15 protein-coding genes are annotated in these 19,366 nt (G+C 37.6%); 9 read left to right on the top strand and 6 right to left on the bottom strand.

Annotated features, from left to right (window positions below):
- Positions 1-71: 71 nt before the first annotated feature.
- From F0365_RS16165 to F0365_RS16155, 3 genes are all read right to left on the bottom strand, one after another.
- A complete protein-coding gene (locus tag F0365_RS16165) occupies positions 72-677 on the bottom strand; it encodes an MCP four helix bundle domain-containing protein (protein ID WP_169934654.1) in 606 nt (201 codons plus the stop codon).
- 107 nt (positions 678-784) lie between these two features.
- Positions 785-1,549 carry an ABC transporter ATP-binding protein gene (locus F0365_RS16160; RefSeq protein WP_169934653.1) on the bottom strand — a complete coding sequence of 255 codons (765 nt, stop codon included), beginning with the start codon at positions 1,547-1,549 and terminating at the stop codon, positions 785-787.
- Complete coding sequence (locus F0365_RS16155; protein WP_169934652.1) at positions 1,549-2,286, bottom strand: MlaE family ABC transporter permease; 738 nt, start codon at positions 2,284-2,286, stop codon at positions 1,549-1,551. Before F0365_RS16155 ends, F0365_RS16160 begins: the two co-directional genes overlap by 1 nt.
- Before the next feature lie 98 nt (positions 2,287-2,384).
- On the opposite strand from F0365_RS16155, the gene pafA reads away from it, so the two are divergent.
- Together pafA and F0365_RS16145 are read left to right on the top strand one after the other, a co-directional pair.
- Complete coding sequence (pafA, locus tag F0365_RS16150; protein WP_169934651.1) at positions 2,385-4,079, top strand: alkaline phosphatase PafA; 1,695 nt, start codon at positions 2,385-2,387, stop codon at positions 4,077-4,079.
- 53 nt (positions 4,080-4,132) lie between these two features.
- Positions 4,133-4,624 carry a DUF6646 family protein gene (locus F0365_RS16145; protein WP_169934650.1) on the top strand — a complete coding sequence of 164 codons (492 nt, stop codon included), beginning with the start codon at positions 4,133-4,135 and terminating at the stop codon, positions 4,622-4,624.
- Here the strand turns inward: F0365_RS16145 and F0365_RS16140 are convergent.
- Positions 4,614-5,498 carry a glycosyltransferase gene (locus tag F0365_RS16140; protein WP_169934649.1) on the bottom strand — a complete coding sequence of 295 codons (885 nt, stop codon included), beginning with the start codon at positions 5,496-5,498 and terminating at the stop codon, positions 4,614-4,616. The genes F0365_RS16145 and F0365_RS16140 overlap by 11 nt on opposite strands.
- 3 nt (positions 5,499-5,501) lie before the next feature.
- Positions 5,502-6,032, bottom strand: a complete 531-nt coding sequence (locus tag F0365_RS16135; RefSeq protein WP_169934648.1) for a methyltransferase — start codon at positions 6,030-6,032, stop codon at positions 5,502-5,504.
- A 157-nt stretch (positions 6,033-6,189) separates the two neighbouring features.
- Here F0365_RS16135 and F0365_RS16130 point away from each other — a divergent pair, with 157 nt between their 5' ends.
- A complete protein-coding gene (locus tag F0365_RS16130; protein WP_169934647.1) occupies positions 6,190-8,286 on the top strand; it encodes a M1 family metallopeptidase in 2,097 nt (698 codons plus the stop codon).
- A gap of 344 nt (positions 8,287-8,630) precedes the next feature.
- Here F0365_RS16130 and F0365_RS16125 read toward each other — a convergent pair whose 3' ends face one another.
- Entirely contained in the window at positions 8,631-9,149 is a 519-nt protein-coding gene (locus F0365_RS16125; protein ID WP_169934646.1) for a hypothetical protein, read from the bottom strand.
- A 692-nt stretch (positions 9,150-9,841) separates the two neighbouring features.
- Between F0365_RS16125 and F0365_RS16120 the strand changes: the two genes are divergently transcribed.
- The 6 genes from F0365_RS16120 (at position 9,842) to F0365_RS16095 (ending at position 19,195) form a co-directional block, all read left to right on the top strand.
- On the top strand, positions 9,842-12,172 hold the full coding sequence (locus tag F0365_RS16120) for an ATP-dependent helicase (protein ID WP_169934645.1): 2,331 nt from the start codon (positions 9,842-9,844) through the stop codon (positions 12,170-12,172).
- Between the two features lie 178 nt (positions 12,173-12,350).
- A complete protein-coding gene (locus F0365_RS16115; protein WP_169934644.1) occupies positions 12,351-13,322 on the top strand; it encodes a 3-oxoacyl-ACP synthase III family protein in 972 nt (323 codons plus the stop codon).
- Positions 13,323-13,459: 137 nt separating this feature from the next.
- Positions 13,460-14,281 (top strand): SDR family oxidoreductase, encoded by an 822-nt coding sequence (locus F0365_RS16110; protein WP_169934643.1) that lies wholly within the window; start codon positions 13,460-13,462, stop codon positions 14,279-14,281.
- Between the two features lie 47 nt (positions 14,282-14,328).
- Entirely contained in the window at positions 14,329-14,925 is a 597-nt protein-coding gene (locus F0365_RS16105; protein WP_169934642.1) for a hypothetical protein, read from the top strand.
- 337 nt (positions 14,926-15,262) lie between these two features.
- Positions 15,263-17,368: an ATP-dependent DNA helicase RecG gene (gene recG / locus F0365_RS16100; protein WP_169934641.1), complete on the top strand. Its 2,106-nt coding sequence runs from the start codon at positions 15,263-15,265 to the stop codon at positions 17,366-17,368.
- A gap of 363 nt (positions 17,369-17,731) precedes the next feature.
- Positions 17,732-19,195 (top strand): magnesium chelatase, encoded by a 1,464-nt coding sequence (locus tag F0365_RS16095; protein ID WP_169934640.1) that lies wholly within the window; start codon positions 17,732-17,734, stop codon positions 19,193-19,195.
- The last annotated feature ends 171 nt before the right edge of the window (positions 19,196-19,366 follow it).

Raw genomic sequence — 19,366 nt, 5'->3', positions numbered from 1 at the left:
AAAGCAGATTGGGCAGGGATGATGACTTGTAATATGCTTATTATAACTAATAATCAACAGGTTGCCATCAATTACTCACTCTCCTTCTTAGGACTGTAAAGAATCACAAATTGTATCAATACACCTAGAACGATCATGATCCATATTTCCAATTGAGTTAATAAATCAATAGATTCCATGGCTTTTCTTCCTACGTGCATTTGTCTTTGACCTTCGGCTATTTGAATGTCTGATAACTGCGCTATGGTGTTGTTAATATTTTTAGTTTGCTCTTTTAGTTTTTTGGAAGAAGTAAGGTCGTTTGCAGTATTGAAATAGATAGTTTCATGAGAGAATAAAAGACGGGTCTCTTCTTTTAAACGTTCAAAGATTCTTTTTTCATCCCGTGTTAAAGCAGTTTTTGAAAAGCCTTCTATAAAGCCTTCGATCTTTTTTTGAGAAGAAGAACGGTTTGATAATAAGGTGGAATCTTTGTTTTCGGCTAGAAGCAATTCTTTATCATGAATCTCTAACTGTATATCAAAAAGTAAGTCTTTGGCTATTAATCGGTCTTCGTAAATGGATTTGACGGAGTCTTGAATGCGTTGAAAATTATTTTGATCTATAAAATTAGTAGCTACAATGAGCACAATTACTAACAACAAGCCTACCGACCACTTAATTTTATTACTTATCATAGTGTCCATTTTAAGTTAAAAGTTCCTTAAAAATAAGGTCTGAACTTTTAAAAAAAATCTAGTTATGGAATAATTAACAAAAATAATTTAAGAATAAGTGATAAGACTTAAAAGCCTTCATTCTGAGCGATACGTACTTTTTTAAACAAATTAGAACTATACACAAATTCTGTTACCGCTTTGTTATCAGTTCTAAAAATCTCTTCATTGGTTCCTTTCCACGCCAGCTTGCCGTCTTTTAGGAATATAATGGTTTCTCCTATCTCCATTACCGAGTTCATGTCATGAGAGATAATTACCGTAGTAATTTTACGTTCATGGGTGATTTCTTGGACCATTTTATCGATTATGGTAGCCGTATTTGGGTCAAGACCAGAATTGGGTTCGTCACAAAAAAGAAATCTAGGGTTGTTCACTACCGCTCTCGCAAGAGCAACGCGTTTTTGTTGCCCGCCAGAAATCTCGCTAGGCATTTTCTTATTTAGATCTACCAGGTTTACTCGATCTAGGATTTCGTTTGCTCTTTCCCGTCGTTCATGAAGCCTCATTTTGGTAAACATGCGCAATGGGAACATCACATTCTCCTCTACGGTCATGGAATCAAAAAGGGCACTGTGTTGAAAGAGCATACCCATTTCCTTACGCAATTCACTTTTGCGTTCTATTTCCATTTCATGAAGCGGCTCGCCATCATAAATAATCTCACCTGCGTCTGGTTCAAAAAGGCCGAGCATATTTTTAAGAAAAACAGATTTACCAGAACCACTGGCTCCTATAATCATATTGGTTTTTCCTTTTTCAAAGGTTGCTGTAATTCCCTTTAAAACTTCCTCGCCGCCAAAGCTCTTTCGTAAATCATTTACCTGTATCATTAGCTAAGCAGTAATTGAGTTAAAATATAATTGGATATAATTATAGCCACACAAGTCCATACAAAACTAGTAGTACTCGCTTTTCCTACTTCTAGGGCACCACCTTCCATATAATAACCGTGGTAACTGGGTATCGTAGCCAGAAGAATTCCAAAAAACATGGTTTTTATAAATGCATAAGCAATGTGCCATGGTATAAAAGTTTCTTGTAAGCCCACTATAAAGTCTTCTGAACTTACCAAGTTCCCATAAACGCTTGCCAGATAGCCACCACTTATCCCCACAAACATGATGATCGCAATTAAAAAAGGATAGAAAAGTAAAGCAATAATCTTAGGAAAGATCAAATAATTAAGCGAGTTGATACCCATTACCTCCAGTGCGTCTATTTGCTCTGTAACACGCATAGATCCTATACTTGAGGTGATATAAGAACCTACCTTACCGGCCATAATTACCGATATAAACGTAGGAGCAAATTCTAAAATAATGGATTGTCTGGTGGCAAAACCTATCAGGGATTTGGGAATCAAAGGGTTGTCCAGGTTTAAAGAAGTTTGTAGTGCAACCACCGCTCCCATAAATAAAGATATGAATGCGGTAATCCCTAAGGAGCCTATTATTAAATCGTCTATTTCTTTAAGAATCAATTCTTTAAGAACGATTGCTTTAGTCGGTCGCCTAAAAACGCTAAAAAGCATGATCATATAACGACCTATGTGTCTTAAAAATCTCATCGTTGGTAAAAGTAGATAAAAAAATATCTCTCACAATTTAATGCTTTCTTAAACTTGTTCTTTTTTTCAAAGGTTACTTTTGCAGTAAATAACTTTTGATGAAAAATGTACTCCTTTTAATAGTTGCTTTTGTATTGGTAACTTCTTGTAGCACGCTTTCGCGAAAGCGAGATCAACAACCAGATACTTCTACTCAACAGACTCCTTTAAACTCTTCTAAGGCAGAGCAAGATGGTCCAAAACTGGTAGTTGGAATAGTGGTAGATCAAATGCGATACGATTATTTAAGCCGGTTTTACAATAGGTATAGTGAGGATGGTTTTAAACGATTGATCAAGGAAGGCTATCAACTTACCAACAATCATTACAATTTTGTACCTACCTATACAGCTCCTGGACACGCATCTATTTATACAGGAACCTCACCTATGAATCACGGTATTATAGGGAATAATTGGTACGATAAATTTGACGACAAAGTCATTTATAATGCAGATGACAACCAGGTTACAGGAGTAGGGACAGAGAGTGATGAAGGTAAAATGTCACCACGCAGAATGTTAACAACCACCATAACAGACCAATTAGAATTACAAACACAAGGACAAGCAAAGGTGATAGGCATTTCTATTAAAGATCGCGGCGCTATTTTACCAGCTGGTCATGCTGCAGATGCTGCTTACTGGTTTGAAGGAAGCGATCAAGGAAACTTTATCTCCAGCACTTTTTATATGGAACAATTACCACAATGGGTGACAGACTTTAATGCTTCAAAAAAAGCAGATGCGTATTTAAAAACTTGGAATACTTTATATCCCTTAGAAACTTACACAGCAAGTGGATCAGATCTCAATGACTTTGAAAAAGCTCCAAGAGGAAAAGAAACTGCTGTTTTCCCTTATGACTTAAAGAAATTAAGAGGTGAAAATGGAAATTACAGTCTTATAAAAGCAACACCATACGGCAATAGCATCGTAGCAGATTTTGCCATCGAAGCATTGAAGAAGGAAGAAATGGGGAAGGATGCCATTACAGACTTTCTAGCGGTAAGTTTTTCTAGTACGGATTATATAGGGCATCAATATGGGGTGAACTCTGTAGAGATAGAAGATACTTATTTAAGATTAGACAGGGATATAGCGCGTTTTTTAAAGGCTTTAGATCAAGAAGTAGGAAAAGGGAACTACACCGTTTTCTTAACAGCAGACCATGGAGCGGTAAATAATCCAGCTTATTTACAAAGCAGGAATATCAATGCTGGATACTTCGATAGATCAGATTTTAGGGAGAAATTAAATAAGGCTCTGGTAGAAAAATTTAGCTCTGACGAGTTGATTTCAAATATTTCTAACGATCAGATTTTCTTTAATAAAGCAAATGTGATGAAGAACAAGATCAATCCTATTGACCTAGAAAACTTCATTGCTAGCATCATACTGGATTATAAACATATAGATAAGGTGTTTACGAGAAATGCACTCGTTTCTGGAACTATGCCCGATGGAACCGGTAAACTGATACAGAATGGTTTTCATCATAAGCGCAGCGGCGATGTGATTTATGTCTTAGAGCCAGCGGTGATTTCTTATTCTAAAACAGGCTCTACTCACGGGAGCTCTCAGAGTTATGACACTCATGTACCTTTGTTATTTTACGGAAACGGTATTAAGCAAGGGTCGAGTAGCAAACGCACTGAAATTATTGACATCGCGCCTACCATTTCTAGTTTACTCAAAATAAGCTTTCCTAATGGAGCGACTGGAAACCCTATAAGCGAAGTATTAAGGAAATAATAGTACTTTGCCCTGATAATCCTATATTTGTAATGGAAAATTAAAGGAACAACATGAAAAAAATACTATTTATCGCAGCTCTTGTAGCTGGTGTAACCGCAAATGCTCAAATATTTGCAGGTAAAGGAGATCAAAAAGTACAAATAGGAGCTGACTTTCAAAGTGGGGCTACAGGAATTCAAGGAACCTACGATTTTGGAGTAGCAGAAAACTTTTCTATGGGTCTAGGCTTGAATTATGCACTAAGTCTCGACGATAGCATAGACGCTAACTTTGATGAAAGAGCCGCTGTGAAATTGCGTTTCAATGCTAACATAGGTAACGTTTTAAACATCGATCCTATGTTTGACCTTTATCCTGGTCTTGCCTTTAGCACTAAAAATTTCGGTGGGCACTTAGGTGCGAGGTATTTCTTTACAGATGGTTTTGGAGTGTATACAGAAGCAGCTTTTCCATTAGCAAAGTATAAAACAGAAGATCTAACACCAGCGGAAGAAATTTACAATCAGTTCAATGTGAGTTTTGGTTTGGCATTTAATTTCTAGAAGGAAATCCCAACTTAGATGTAATACCGTTCCATCGGTACTTCCTTATAAAACGACCTTGTTCTTCTGTTAACAGTGGAGCAAGGTTGTTTTTTTGTGCCAGTTGGTAGCCTTTTAAGTAATCGGTGATCAGGTTAAAGTGTTTTTTATTCCAGGCCATTTTTAAGGCAGTTATAAAAGTAAGTAACTTGCCATAACGCATTTTATAAAAAGCTTCTCCTTGCAGGTATTTGGATTTTGCATTATAAGCCGCTCCAGTAGGTTTTAAGTGTTTTACATGTAATTCTGGAATGGTAACTACGGTCCAACCGTAAAAACGCGCCAGCATTTCGTCCACGGTGTCCCATCCTATACTGGGTTGGAGTCCGCCTATTTGTTGGAAGCATTCTCGTCTGTAGGCTTTGAGTGCGCCTCTTATATGATCTGGATTGTTTTGGTTTTCAATTTCCCAGTGACCCTCTTTAAGGATCGTGCAGTGTCCAGCAACCATACCTATAGTTTTGTCTTCCTTCTTACCGGTAGGTATGGCGTAAAAACGAGTTGCTATCTGCTCCAAATAATTAGAAGGAAAAATTAAGTCAGCATCGTACTTACAAATGATGTCAAAATCTGCTAGATCTATTTGAGAAAGGGCGAAGTTAAATGCCTGTATGACTTTAGAACCAGGTATATTCTCTGCACTAGACGAAGTTCGTACCACTTTTATGGGTAAAGAAGTCGAGTAGGAGCTAGCGATTTCAAAAGTACGGTCGGTAGAATTGTCATCTACTACTACTATTTGAGTTGCTGCCAGTGATTGCTGCACCAGACTGTCTAGCGTCAAGTGTATGAATAGCTCTTCATTGTGAGCTGGTATGATGATGGCTATTTTCAAAATTTAAGAAGGATTTGTCTTTTCACAATACACTACATAATAGCGGTCTGTAAATTTTCTAAGAAGTGGACGGATTCCAAATTTCTTTACGGGATTGGTAAACTTGATGCGATCGACTACCTTCCAACCTGCTTTTTCTAGTACATAATCCAGTTGCCAAGGTTCAAATTCATGATAGTGCTGATCTCTAATATCTTTTTTATTCCGATAAGCAGTCGTGAACCAAAGTTTTAACGGCACACTAATTATACATTTACCACAAGGAATCGCTTTAAGTGAGGTGTAAGGGGAGACTAAATGTTCAAAAATCTCAAAAGCAGTTACTACTTCACCTTTAAAATTTTCTATAGATGAGGTGTCGTCATCTAGATCTTCTCCGCTCGTATTAGAAACTTGATATCCAGCTTCTTTCATTATAACCGTAAACGGATTTTCCACTCCTAAATCCAGAATGTGATCTGTTTTAGGAATGTGCTTTTCTAGAAATTCTAGTGTGAGGCCAAATCGTTTATGCGGAAAGCTTTTTTCGTACAAGTGGAAGTGTTTTAGCTGCGAAAATAAAGGTTTCTCTGCTTAGTGTGTAAACAGTTGTATAAAAATTGATGTGATGGTAAATACCATAGCGTTAATAAAAGTTAAGCATAAGAAGTAACGAGTTAATTGCGGTACATCTTTTGTATTTTTCGCCTCTATGAAATGGATCACAATTATTGCGTTGTTAGCTGTGTTTTTATCACAATCTCAAAATACGTCTAGCCAGTTAGAAACGGTTGATTTTCAAAAAGCAAAAGTAGTGATACAATTAGACCCATTTTCTAATGAGGTCAAAGGATCCGTTCTTTTTGATCTGCAAATTTTAAAGAATACGTCTTCTATATTCTTAGATGCAAAAAACCTGGTGGGTCATCAAGTTTTGATAGAAGGTAATAAAGTGAAATCTATTTATGACGGAGAAAAATTAGTTATTGAAGCCCCTTTTCATACAGGTGATGTTCTGGAGCTTACCGTTAAATTTACCAGTTACCCTTCTAAAGCCATGTACCACATTGATAAAGATAAAGATCGCTTATGGGATCAAGTCTGGACGCAAGGGCAAGGGAAGTACACCAGCAACTGGCTGCCGAGTATCGATGATATGAATGACAAAATGATTTGGAATTTATCGATTACTGCCCCAGTATCAAAACGCGTCATCGCAAATGGTAAACTAGTTACAGTTACTGAAGGCAAAGAAACAAAGACTTGGAATTATACAATGGAAAAACCCATGTCCAGTTATCTGGTCGCTCTTGCCGCAGGAGATTATCAAGTAAAAAGAGATAGCAGCGCTTCTGGAATACCGCTGGAATTCTATTATTACGACAATCAAGAATCTAAGGTTGCACCTACCTATCAACATTCTAAAGAGATCTTTGATTTCTTAGAGGGTGAGATAGGAGTTGCTTATCCATGGCAAAATTACAAGCAAGTTCCAGTAAAAGATTTCTTGTATTCAGGTATGGAAAACACTGGGATGACCATCTTTAACGACGAATTTTTTACAGACGAGTTAGGTGCTAACGACCGCAGCTATGTAAACGTAAACGCACACGAGCTGGCACATCAATGGTTTGGTGATCTGGTGACAGAAACAGAAGCAAAACACCACTGGTTGCACGAAGGATTTGCCAGTTATTATGCCTTATTAGCAGAGGAAAACTTATACGGGAACTCCTATTTTCAAGCACAATTATTTGAATATGCAGAGGCTTTGAACGAGCAAACAGCTAATGGAAATAGCACTGCACTGCTAAATGCAAAGGCAAATTCGCTTACGTTTTACCAACATGGAGCTTGGGCGTTACATGCGTTAAAAGAGGAGGTTGGAGTGTTGAGCTTTCGCGAAAGCGTCACCAGGTACCTGATAAAAAACAAGTATCAAAATGTCACGACAGCTAGTTTTCTCGATGTGGTGGCTCAGGTCAGTGAAAAAGATTTAACCGATTTTAAAGCAACATGGCTGACTTCAGAAGTATTCCCTACTGCCGAAGCTTTGAGAATACTGAGAAAACAGCCTGTCATGGAACAATACCTTCAACTTTCTGCAAGACGTATTTCTACTTTTGAAGAGTCTTATAACTCGTATAAAGAAACACTTCAAAAACCCGTTGAAACGGTAATGGTAAAAGAAATGGTGGCTCAGTTGAGCATTCATGATAATGATAAGAAATACGAGCTGTTACAGCAAGCAGCAGCATTGAACGATGTAGAGGTGAATCAGCTTATTGTTTTAAGCACGCCAACTTTAAACGATAAGAATCGGGAATTGATTACGAGTATGCTTAATGATGCCTCCTATGTGACTAGAGAGTCCGTGTTGTTTTTATTGTGGAATGACGCCAGCGATAAAAGAGCGGTTTTAGAAAGCGCAAGAGCACAATGGAAGGAAATAAATTCTAGCTTGGATATGGCATGGATCGTATTGGCACTCAATTCTACCGGCTATACTAATGAAGAATTATTGCCTTTTTTAGTTCGCTTACAAGCATATACGGGTTCCGAATACAGCACAGAAACTAGAACAGCGGCTTTTGATTACTTGATCAATCTCGACGCCATGAGTCAGCAAAATTATACAGACCTGATGAATGCCAGTTTGCATCATGTATGGCGATTTTATGAAAATGCACGTGGTATTTTAAAAGCCCAATACAAAAGAGAAAACGGTCAATTCTTCATTGATCAGTCCCTAGGCAATTTTGATACGAAGAGTCAGGAAATATTAAAGCGAGTTTTAGGATTGAATTAGATTGGAGTGTTATTTTAAGTCGTAGTTTCAGTTTCAGTAGCTATCTGGTTCTCAATATCTCCCTATAGCTATCGGGATGCAAGTAAGCAGTAAGTCGATGATTTTACTCGCTGCGCTGGCATATTTGCGCAGTAGTTTGATGTACTCGCCAGACTTGTAACTATTTCAAAAGCCAGTAATAAAGTTGTCATTCTGGAAAATAGGGTGCTAGAAAGCTCCTATAAAGAAGTAAAGCTTCTTCCAGATTTGTTCAGAATCTGCTCATCTCATCTCGGGCGTTATTAAGAAAAAAATCACCCTTCCAGATTGGTTTAGAATCACTTGTGCTATTGAATTAAACTCCATTAAAACAAATCATTCACTTCGATCTTTAAAAAGCTTATAGCCGTTGCACTGGGAGCGCGTTTATCCATCAGGTCGTTAAGTATCGCTTGGCGCAATCCGTCGGCAGTAGAGACTTTATCACTCATGGATACCTGACGTAATTTTTGAATGGTGGTATTTTTTGCAGCACGTATGATATTCCAGCATTCTTCACTGACATATACTTGTTGCGCAATATTGTGTTCAAACTCCAGCTCTATAGCAGCAATAAGAGTTTGCTCATAATCTGCTTTTGTCATATTACCGGGTTTGGTTCTCACTACCAGACTTGCTGGTTTTATACGTTCTAGAAAAAGAACCAGGCGCTCATAAGCTGCCATGCGAGTAGGAAGCGTTTTTACCTGTGACTCTCTTACAGTTATATACCTTCTTCTTCGTTCTTCATTTTTCATATAGGAAGAAAGAAAATAATAGGCAATTACTGCCACTAAAAAGGCAGGTAATAAAGTTTGAAAAAGGGTGAATATAAGGTCTTGCATAATGGAGTTTTAATGATATTAAAAGATCAAAAATAAGGGGTTATTTGCTATCGAGAGCCATTTTAAGATTCAAATACACAACATCGCTTGAAAACAAGGTTTAAAAGTCTAATAATGAAATTGCATCCGTAAAATCATCAATCCTGCAACTGTTTTATGAACTTCAAAAGAAGGCTGTGATTGGACCTTAAGCCGCAGCCCCAATAGCGCTTTTTTTATTGGATAACGGCTGATTATTATGCTACATTATCTAAAACGAGAACACTATAAAGATCCCTAAAACATCAAAGTGTGTAATTAAAACCAATAGTAAACTGTCGCGGGCGAACACTTGATTTTGATGAATAAATTAACCGCATAATTTAACTAACGAAATTTAAAAGAATACTCTTGTTTTATAGGGGTCAAAACAGTTAACGATACATCAATTTTAAAAAAAAGAAAACTCGCAAGTTTTTTGATAATGAATGTTAATTCTTATTATGCTTAATTTTGAAAATGATTAGGTTTTTGTTCTTTTTAGATCTTGTTATCGAACTGGATAAACTTTATTAATTCCGCTTTCGCGAAAGCGAACTAAAAACAGGCATTTCATCTGTGGTTTTGGTGATGAATTGTTATTAAAGAAAGTAAAATAAAGGAAAGCGACACCACTACAAACCCTATCTTTATAAACTAGAAAAAGAAGACCAGTGCAAGAACATATTTCCCAACTCAACGACGCCCAAAAAGAACCTGTTTTACAAAAAGAAGGTCCTATGATCATCATTGCTGGTGCAGGGTCTGGGAAGACTCGTGTGCTCACCATACGCATCGCTTATTTGATGCAACAAGGTGTGGATCCATTTAATATTCTCTCCCTTACGTTTACCAACAAAGCAGCAAAAGAGATGAAAAAACGTATCGGCGAGATCGTCGGTGCAGGAGAGGCAAAAAACCTGTGGATGGGAACGTTCCACTCGGTATTTGCCCGGTTATTGCGAGTGGAAGCAGACAAGCTGGGTTATCCAACTAATTTTACGATTTATGATGCTCAAGACTCTCAACGTCTAACGAGTGCCATTATCAAAGAAATGGGACTGGATAAAGATGTGTATAAATACAAACAGATTTTCTCTCGTATTTCTTCGCTTAAAAATGGTTTGATCACGGTGCGTGCCTACTATAATGATGCCGATTTACAAGAGGCAGATGCCATGGCAAGACGACCTCGTTTTGGTGAGATCTATAAAGAATATGTAGAGCGATGCTTTAAAGCTGGGGCGATGGATTTTGATGATCTGTTGTTGAAAACCAATGAATTGATCAATAGATTTCCAGAAGTACTGGCCAAATATCAAAATAGGTTTCAATACATACTCGTAGATGAGTACCAAGATACCAATCACTCGCAATACTTGATCGTAAAAGCCCTGTCAGATAAATTTCAAAATATTTGTGTGGTAGGAGATGATGCACAATCGATTTACGCTTTTAGAGGTGCAAATATCAATAACATCTTGAATTTTCAAAAAGATTATGAAAATGTAAAAGCCTACCGATTGGAACAAAACTACCGCTCTACCAAGAATATTGTAGAAGCGGCAAATTCCATTATTGAGCATAATAAAACCAAACTGGATAAAATAGTCTGGACATCAAATGAAGATGGACCTAAGATTATTGTTCATAGATTGATGAGTGATTCTGAAGAAGGACGTTATGTAGCAGGTTCTATTTTTGAGAATAAAATGAACCACCAGCTAGACAATGGAAAGTTTGCCATTTTGTATAGAACAAATGCACAATCTCGTGCGATGGAAGATGCGTTGCGCAAGCGTGATATTCCGTATCGTATTTATGGAGGACTCAGTTTTTACCAGCGCAAAGAAGTAAAAGATGTACTTTCTTACTTGCGTCTAGTAGTTAATTCTAAAGATGAAGAAGCTCTAAAACGTGTGATCAATTATCCAGCTCGTGGAATAGGAGCAACCACTATGGACCGATTGATTGTTGCAGCAAAGCATTACGACCGCACGCTGTTTGAAGTTATTGAAAATATAGATCGAGTAGATGCTGGAATCAATAGTGCGACCAAAACAAAGTTGAAAAACTTTGTAACGATGATTAAGAGTTTTCAAGCATTGGACGATACTAAAAACGTATTTGAATTGACGGAATACGTTATGAAAAAGACGTCTCTGATTACAGAGCTTAAAAAAGATGGCACCCAAGAAGGAATTTCTCGTATAGAAAATATGGAGGAATTACTTAACGGTATGCGGGATTTTGTTGAAGGACAAAAAGAAGTAGCAGATGCTCGTGGAGCCCTTTCTGAATTCTTGGAAGATATAGCACTAGCTACAGATCTCGATAAAGATACTGGAGATGATGATCGCGTTTCTTTAATGACCATTCACTTGTCCAAAGGGCTGGAGTTTCCTTATTTGTACATCGTAGGAATGGAAGAAGATCTATTCCCTAGTGGGATGGCGATGAATACCCGCGAAGACCTAGAAGAAGAACGCCGTCTTTTTTATGTAGCACTCACTAGAGCAGAGCACCAAGCTTATTTAACTTATACACTAAGCCGTTACCGATGGGGTAAATTAGTAGATGCAGAGCCGAGTCGTTTTATTACTGAAATAGATGACCAGTATATCGAATACACCACGCCACCAGATAATTACCGTTATAAACCCTTGATGGATAACGATATGTGGGACGAGCCGGATAAATCTAAACTGCGTCAGTCCAAACCTATAAAAGGAACGCCACCTAGTGTGAGCCAGCCTAACGAAGAACAAATCAGAAAGTTGAGAAAGATGCGTCCTGTGAGTCGTGCAACTACTAATTCTAGCGCACCAGCAGGATTTGAAGGTAAGTTACAATCTGGAATGATTGTCGAGCACGCTCGTTTTGGTAGGGGGACGGTTGTCAACCTCGAAGGAATAGGCGGTGAGAAAAAAGCCGAAATCAACTTCAACGTAGGCGGATTAAAAAAACTGCTGTTGCGTTTTGCTAAGTTGGATGTGGTGGGGTAGTACCTGTCTTAAAAGCTTCTTTTATTCCTTAAGAATTCCATATTTTACAAGCTTAATTTTACGATATTATCATTTTTAACTGTTTATTTATAGCAATTGTGTAATTGTTTAAAATTTTCATTGAAATTCCTGTTTTATTTTAATAAAATGATACATTTTTATATGCTTATACTAGTTTATGAATAATGCATATATTAAAGGTACCGGATCTTATGCTCCGGAGAATGTCGTAAAAAATGATTTTTTTGAATCTGTAGGATCAAATGATGCTTGGATACAAAAAAACTTAGGAATTAAAGAACGACGTATCTCTACAGGAGAAACTACCAGTGACCTGGCCGCTATGGCTGGAAAAGAAGCCATTAAAAACGCAGGCCTAACTCCGCAAGATATGGACTTAATCATTCTAGCTACAGCAACTCCAGATAGGCTTGCTCCTTCTTGTGCCTGCTTTGTACAAGAAAAAATAGAAGCCTTTAACGCTGTCGCCTTTGATATATCGGCAGTTTGCTCTGGAGCCTTGTTTGCAACAACCACAGCTGTACAATTTATTAAGTCTGGAATGTATAAAAATGTACTGGTCATAGGTGCTGATACCTTTTCAAATATTACCGATTGGAATCGCAGAGATGCGGTGTTTTTTGGCGATGGTGCTGGAGCCATGGTGCTCTCTCATACCCAGGAAGATAAAGGTTTTATAGACTTTCTATTGCACACAGATGGCCGTGGTAAAGACAGTTGGAATATACCAGCTGGAGGATCATTATTACCTACCACAAAAGAAACTCTTAAAGAAGGCCTGCAGTATTTTCAAATGGATGGGTCCGCTGTTTTTCAAACGGCAATAAAAGTGGTTCCAGAATCAATAAAGGAGTTGCTCTCAAAGAATAAGGTTTCTATAGATGAGGTGAGTTACCTCATACCGCATCAACCCAGTATAAGAATACTGGAAGAGGTTGCAAATCGCATCTCTTTACCTTGGGAGAAAGTGATGACTAATATGGATCGCTATGCAAACACCTCTGGTGGAACCATACCTATGATGCTGGATGAAACGGTCAAGAAAAACCTACTTAAAGAAGGGGATTTGGTTTTATTTGCCGCCGTAGGTGCTGGCTGGACTTGGGGAACCGCACTTTATAAATGGTAATTATAAAATTTAAAGCAACTGACCCCCTGTTGTGTGTAATGATTTAAAACGAGTTGGTATATATGTAGTATGCACGCTTTCGCCCTGAGCTCAACCAGCATAAATTCTTTTGATATAGAAACTAATAACATAAATAAATGTTTACAAATAAAACTTTTTTAATTACCGGTATTGCAGATGAGCATTCACTTGCCATGTATGCTGCAAGAGAAATTATAAAAAACGGTGGTAAAGTGGTTTGTACCGGTCTAGGTGTAAGCCGATTTCATAATAACTTATCAGATAAAGCAAAAGCTTTTCTAAATCTGAATTTTGAAGATTTTAAACGTTCTGTTCATGATTTTTTAGGCGATGCTACGGTAGAAATTTTAGACGTCACTATTGACGAAAACATAGAACACTTTGCAAAAGACTTAGCTGAAAAAGGCATCAAGTTGGACGGTTTCCTACATGCCATAGCTATGGATAAAACCATACGCAATAAAGAAGTAAAGCCACTTATTGAGGTTACAAAAGAGGAGTTTTGTGATACCATGAACGTGAGTGCCTATTCTTTAATACGAGTAAGTCATTATTTGTTAAAGCATGGTGTTTTGCAAGATGGTGCCTCCATTTGTTCTTTAAGTTATATAGCTGCGGCAAAAGTAACCTTTCATCCTTATAGAAATATAAGTATTGCAAAAGCTGCTTTGGAGCGCATTACCGTAGAGCTGGCAGATGAACTAGGTCGTAAACATGCTATACGTGTAAACGCTATTCGGTTTTCTCCATATATGGGTAGTAAAGCTGGTAATGCCACTTTAAAAATAGAAGATGTAGCTACGTCAAATAGAATGAGCCCTTTAGGAAATGCAGTGCCTATGGATCTGGCATATGAAATTTGTCATCTCTTCAGACCAGAAAGTAGAATAACAGGTGAAATAAGACATGTAGATGGTGGTTATCACATCACTGGTTAAGCATTTTATTTAAGTTTTACTTACATTACAAACTCAACTAACATTATATGAATAACCTACAATACCCCATTACATTTTCTTTTAAAATTACTACCCTGAGTAATGATTTTACTGCAAAGAATGCTTCAGGACAGACGATTGCCTATGTAAAGCAAAAAATGTTTAAGCTTAAAGAGGCCATTACGGTTTATAGCGATGAGAGTAAAACACAGATTTTATTTACTATTGCTGCAAACAAGTGGCTGGATTTTAGTGCTGCGTACGCCATGTTTGACAAAAATAATACGGAAATAGGAAAGATTGCTCGTAAAGGCTGGCGCAGTATGTGGAAGGCAGAGTATGATATCGTAGATAAAAACAACCAGCCGCAATACAAAGTACAAGAAGCCAATGCTTGGGTACGCGTAGCAGACTCTCTGATAGGAGGAATACCTGTTATAGGCGTATTCACTGGCTATCTCTTTAACCCTACTTATCATGTAACTAATAAAGCTGGTCAGATCGTAGTGAAGCTTAAAAAGATGCCTTCTTTCTTTGGCAAAGAATTTGAATTGACTAAAGTGGCTGATATCGATGAAGACGATAAAGAACGTGTCATGTTAGGTCTTATGATGATGATTCTTCTAGAAAGACGACGCGGATAAAAACAGAGAAATTAAATGACTCAAAATTTGAAACTTAATCTTATTGATTTTTGATTTTTTTATTCATAAAAGGTATGGTGGAGCACTGAACTAAATTCAGCACAGGCTACGTCGAAAGCTTTTTACGTCGCAAGACCTCTTTTCATAGTTAAACGTCTTCGACTATCGCTCAGACTGGTATCTTTTTTTGTTTTTATGACCGATTTTTAAATGAATATGGGTGGAGTAATCAAATGAGTTTATGTGAGTGTTACTCTTGATACATTCCTGCAATTATTTAATTTGACATTTCGTCTAACTCCTTTACCTTTGAATACGCACTAGAAATAATTAGCAATTGCCACTTAACTTTCTTTCTACTCCTATAGATTACCTCGCTGGCATCGGTCCAGAAAGAGCTAAGTTGTTGCGCAGTGAGTTGCACATCCATACCTATGGTGATCTGGCAAACCTTTTTCCAAATAGATATATTGATAAAACGAAGTATTATAAGATCAATGAATTGGTTCCCGATAGTGCTCAAGTGCAGATTTTAGGTAAAATCCTAAACATAAAAACCGCAGGAGCAGGAAAAGCAGAACGTCTGGTAGCCACTTTTGCTGACGAGACAGGAAGAATGGAGCTGGTATGGTTCCGTAGTCAGAAACATTTTAAAGATAGTTTAAAGATCAATGAACCTTATGTAGCTTTTGGTAAAGTAGCTCGTTATGGTTCTCAATACAATATTGCACATCCAGATTTAGAATTACTAGCAGATCATAAGTCACGCAAGCAGAGTGCTATGACACCAGTCTATCCGAGTACAGAAATGCTCGCTAAACGCAAAATTACCAATACCTACATTGTAAAATGCATGCGCAAACTCTTTAGCGAGATCAACGGCGCTTTTGTAGAAACTTTACCAGATGATATGCGAGCGCATTACAAGCTGGTGGGTAAAAATGAAGCCATGCTCAATGCTCACTTTCCATCTACACCAGAGATGTTACGCGCCTCTATTTATCGATTAAAGTTTGAAGAACTTTTCTTTATTCAGATGGAATTACTTCTTCAAAATAGGATTAGAAAAACCAAAATTAAAGGATATGTCTTTGATCATGTAGGCGATAAATTCACTAATTTTTATAAGAATCACTTGCCTTTTGAACTTACAGGTGCTCAGAAAAGAGTAGTAAAAGAAATACGTGCTGACATGGCAACTGGCGCTCATATGAATCGATTGCTTCAAGGAGATGTAGGCTCAGGAAAAACCATTGTTGCCTTGCTCACCGCCTTACTAGCTCTTGATAATGGTTTCCAAGCCTGTATTATGGCACCTACAGAAATCCTTGCTCAGCAACATTACAGCGGCGTTTCAGAATTACTGGAAGGAACAGGAATTACAGTGTCCATTCTTACAGGATCTGTAAAAACCAAGAACCGTCGGGTGATTCATGAAGCTTTAGAAGATGGATCATTAGATATCTTGATAGGAACGCATGCGCTGATAGAAGATAAAGTAAAGTTTAAAAATATAGGAGTTGCAATTGTAGATGAACAACACCGTTTTGGCGTGGCACAAAGAGCCAAATTATGGAAGAAAAATGACCTGCCGCCACACGTTCTCGTAATGACGGCAACACCTATTCCTAGAACGCTGGCCATGAGTTTATATGGAGATCTAGATATATCGGTCATTGACGAATTACCGCCTGGTCGTAAAGAAATCAAAACGGTGCATCGTTTTGATAAGAATAGATTGGCTGTTTTTGCTTTTATCAGAGATGAAATAGCTCTTGGGCGACAAATATATATGGTGTACCCGCTGATTGAGGAATCAGAAACGCTAGATTATAAAGACCTTCAAGATGGTTATGAGAGCATCGTTAGGGAATTTCCTTTGCCTAAATATAAAGTGAGTATTGTTCACGGTCGTATGAAGTCAGAAGATAAAGACTACGAGATGAATCGCTTTGTAAAAGGGGAAACACAAATCATGGTGGCAACCACCGTTATAGAAGTAGGAGTAAATGTGCCTAATGCCAGTGTGATGATAATTGAAAGTGCCGAGCGTTTTGGACTTTCTCAATTGCACCAATTACGTGGTAGAGTAGGACGTGGAGCAGACCAGAGTTATTGTATTCTTATGACGGGTCATAAGTTGAGTAGTGATTCTAAAACCAGACTACAAACCATGGTGGCCACTACAGACGGATTTCAAATTGCTGAGGTAGATTTAAAATTGCGAGGCCCAGGAGATTTGATGGGAACACGACAAAGTGGGGTGATGGATTTACGTCTTGCCGATATCGTTAAGGACAACCAAATTTTAGCCCTAGCTAGAGAAGCTGCTCAGAAATTACTCGCTAAAGATGCTAAAATTGAAAAGCCAGAACATGTTGGGGTAAAACGAGTCATGACTTTTCTGCAGAATAAAAAAGGACTCTGGAAGTACATCAGTTAGCTGAAGTCGAAAAGGAAGTTAATGTGGAAATTGAAATGGAAACAGAAATCGAAATGGACATGGAAGCGATAACAGCTTATCAACAGGTAGGATCACAAAGAGCTTGCCCAAATGCCAAGACCTCCTTTGAGTGGAAAAAGTTAGAACCGTCTCAAGGGCTTCTAACGATAGAACTATCAAATCTAATGCTAACTTGTTAAAGAACTACTTTTAAAAGTGTTCCGCTTTCGCGAAAGCGAGATTTAAAAAAATGCGTAAAGCAATTAAGAACACTTATCAGGAAACACTTTTGTTAAATATCTCTTTAATGATTGCTAGAGTAGGACATGGGTTGTAATTTGTGGGCCTTTAGGAAGAACAATTATGGATCACAATAAGATAAACACATTAGGCCAACTCAAAAAAGCGGGATGGAAGTCTAAATCGATAAAAGAAGAATTAAGAGATAACCTGATTCACAACATTAAAAATGATGTGGACTCTTTTAAAGGAATTCACGGGTATGAAAACACGGTCATTCCAGAACTGGAACGAGCGATTTTATCACGTCACAATATCAATTTATTAGGATTGCGAGGTCAAGCAAAGACACGATTGGCAAGACTTATGACGGGATTGCTAGATGAATATATCCCGTACGTAACACAAAGTGAGATTCATGATGATCCTTTGCAGCCTCTTTCAAGAACAGCAAAGCAGTTGATGGAAGAACACGGAGATGACACCCCTATTTCTTGGTTGCATAGAGACGATCGTTTTTATGAAAAATTAGCTACCCCAGATGTGACGGTAGCAGATTTAATTGGAGATATAGATCCTATAAAAGCAGCCAACTTAAAATTGAGCTATGCTGATGATCGCGTGATTCATTACGGGATGATTCCCCGTGCTAACCGATGTATTTTTGTTATTAATGAACTACCAGATTTACAAGCTCGTATACAGGTAGCGCTTTTTAATATCCTTCAAGAAGGTGATATTCAAATACGCGGATTCAAATTGCGTTTATCCTTAGATATGCAATTTGTCTTCACAGCAAATCCAGAAGATTATACCAACCGTGGTAGTATTGTAACACCATTAAAAGATAGAATAGGATCTCAGATTTTGACGCACTATCCTGAGAATATTGAGATCGCCAAAACGATTACTCAACAAGAAGCTAAGAATGACTTGCGTACTGCAGAGGCGGTTTATGTGCCAGAACTAGCTAAAGATTTATTAGAACAAATTAGTTTTTGTGCAAGAGATAGTGAGTACGTAGATGAAAAAAGTGGAGTGAGTGCTCGTATGAGTATCACAGCTTTTGAAAACTTATTAAGCACAGCAGAACGTCGCTCCTTAATGAATGGAGACGATAAAACTAGCATACGCTTTTCTGATTTTACCGGAGTTATTCCTTCTATTACAGGGAAGATAGAGTTGGTTTATGAAGGAGAGCAAGAAGGTGCTGCTTTTGTGGCAAACGAGTTGATAGGAGCAGCGACTAAAACATTGTTTCCGCTGTACTTTCCAGAGATTAAGAAACTGGTAAAGGAAAATGAAGATACCCCGTACGATAAATTGATCGAGTGGTTTTTCAACAACGAAGGCTTAGAATTATTAGATGAGTTGAACGACAGTGATTATCAAGTGTTGATCGATCAGATAGAGCCCTTGGAAGATTTGGTACAGAAATACCAACCAGAGACAAGTAAGGAAGATCGTAATTTTATGAAAGAATTTATTCTTTGGTCTTTAGTAGAATTTGATAAGCTCAGTAAAAAACGATTTACAGAAGGTTATCAATTCAATGACCTGTACAGTGACTTTGTAAGAGGTATGTAATAGCCTTTTAAGATAAAGTTCTAGGCAAAATAATTTTTTAATTGTTAAGCTGAAGGAGAGTAAAAAAAACAGGTAGCTATAATGTGATAGTTACCTGTTTTTTTTATTTGAAGTTTTGGTACTATAAATAATTACTGAGTTCAACCCATAAGTGCGGCACATTTATTCTTT

The sequence above is a fragment of the Nonlabens sp. Ci31 genome, assembly GCF_012974865.1.
In the GTDB taxonomy this organism is placed as follows: Bacteria; Bacteroidota; Bacteroidia; order Flavobacteriales; family Flavobacteriaceae; genus Nonlabens.
Note: the sequence above shows the minus strand (reverse complement) of the source record. Positions and strands in the feature narration are given on the sequence as shown.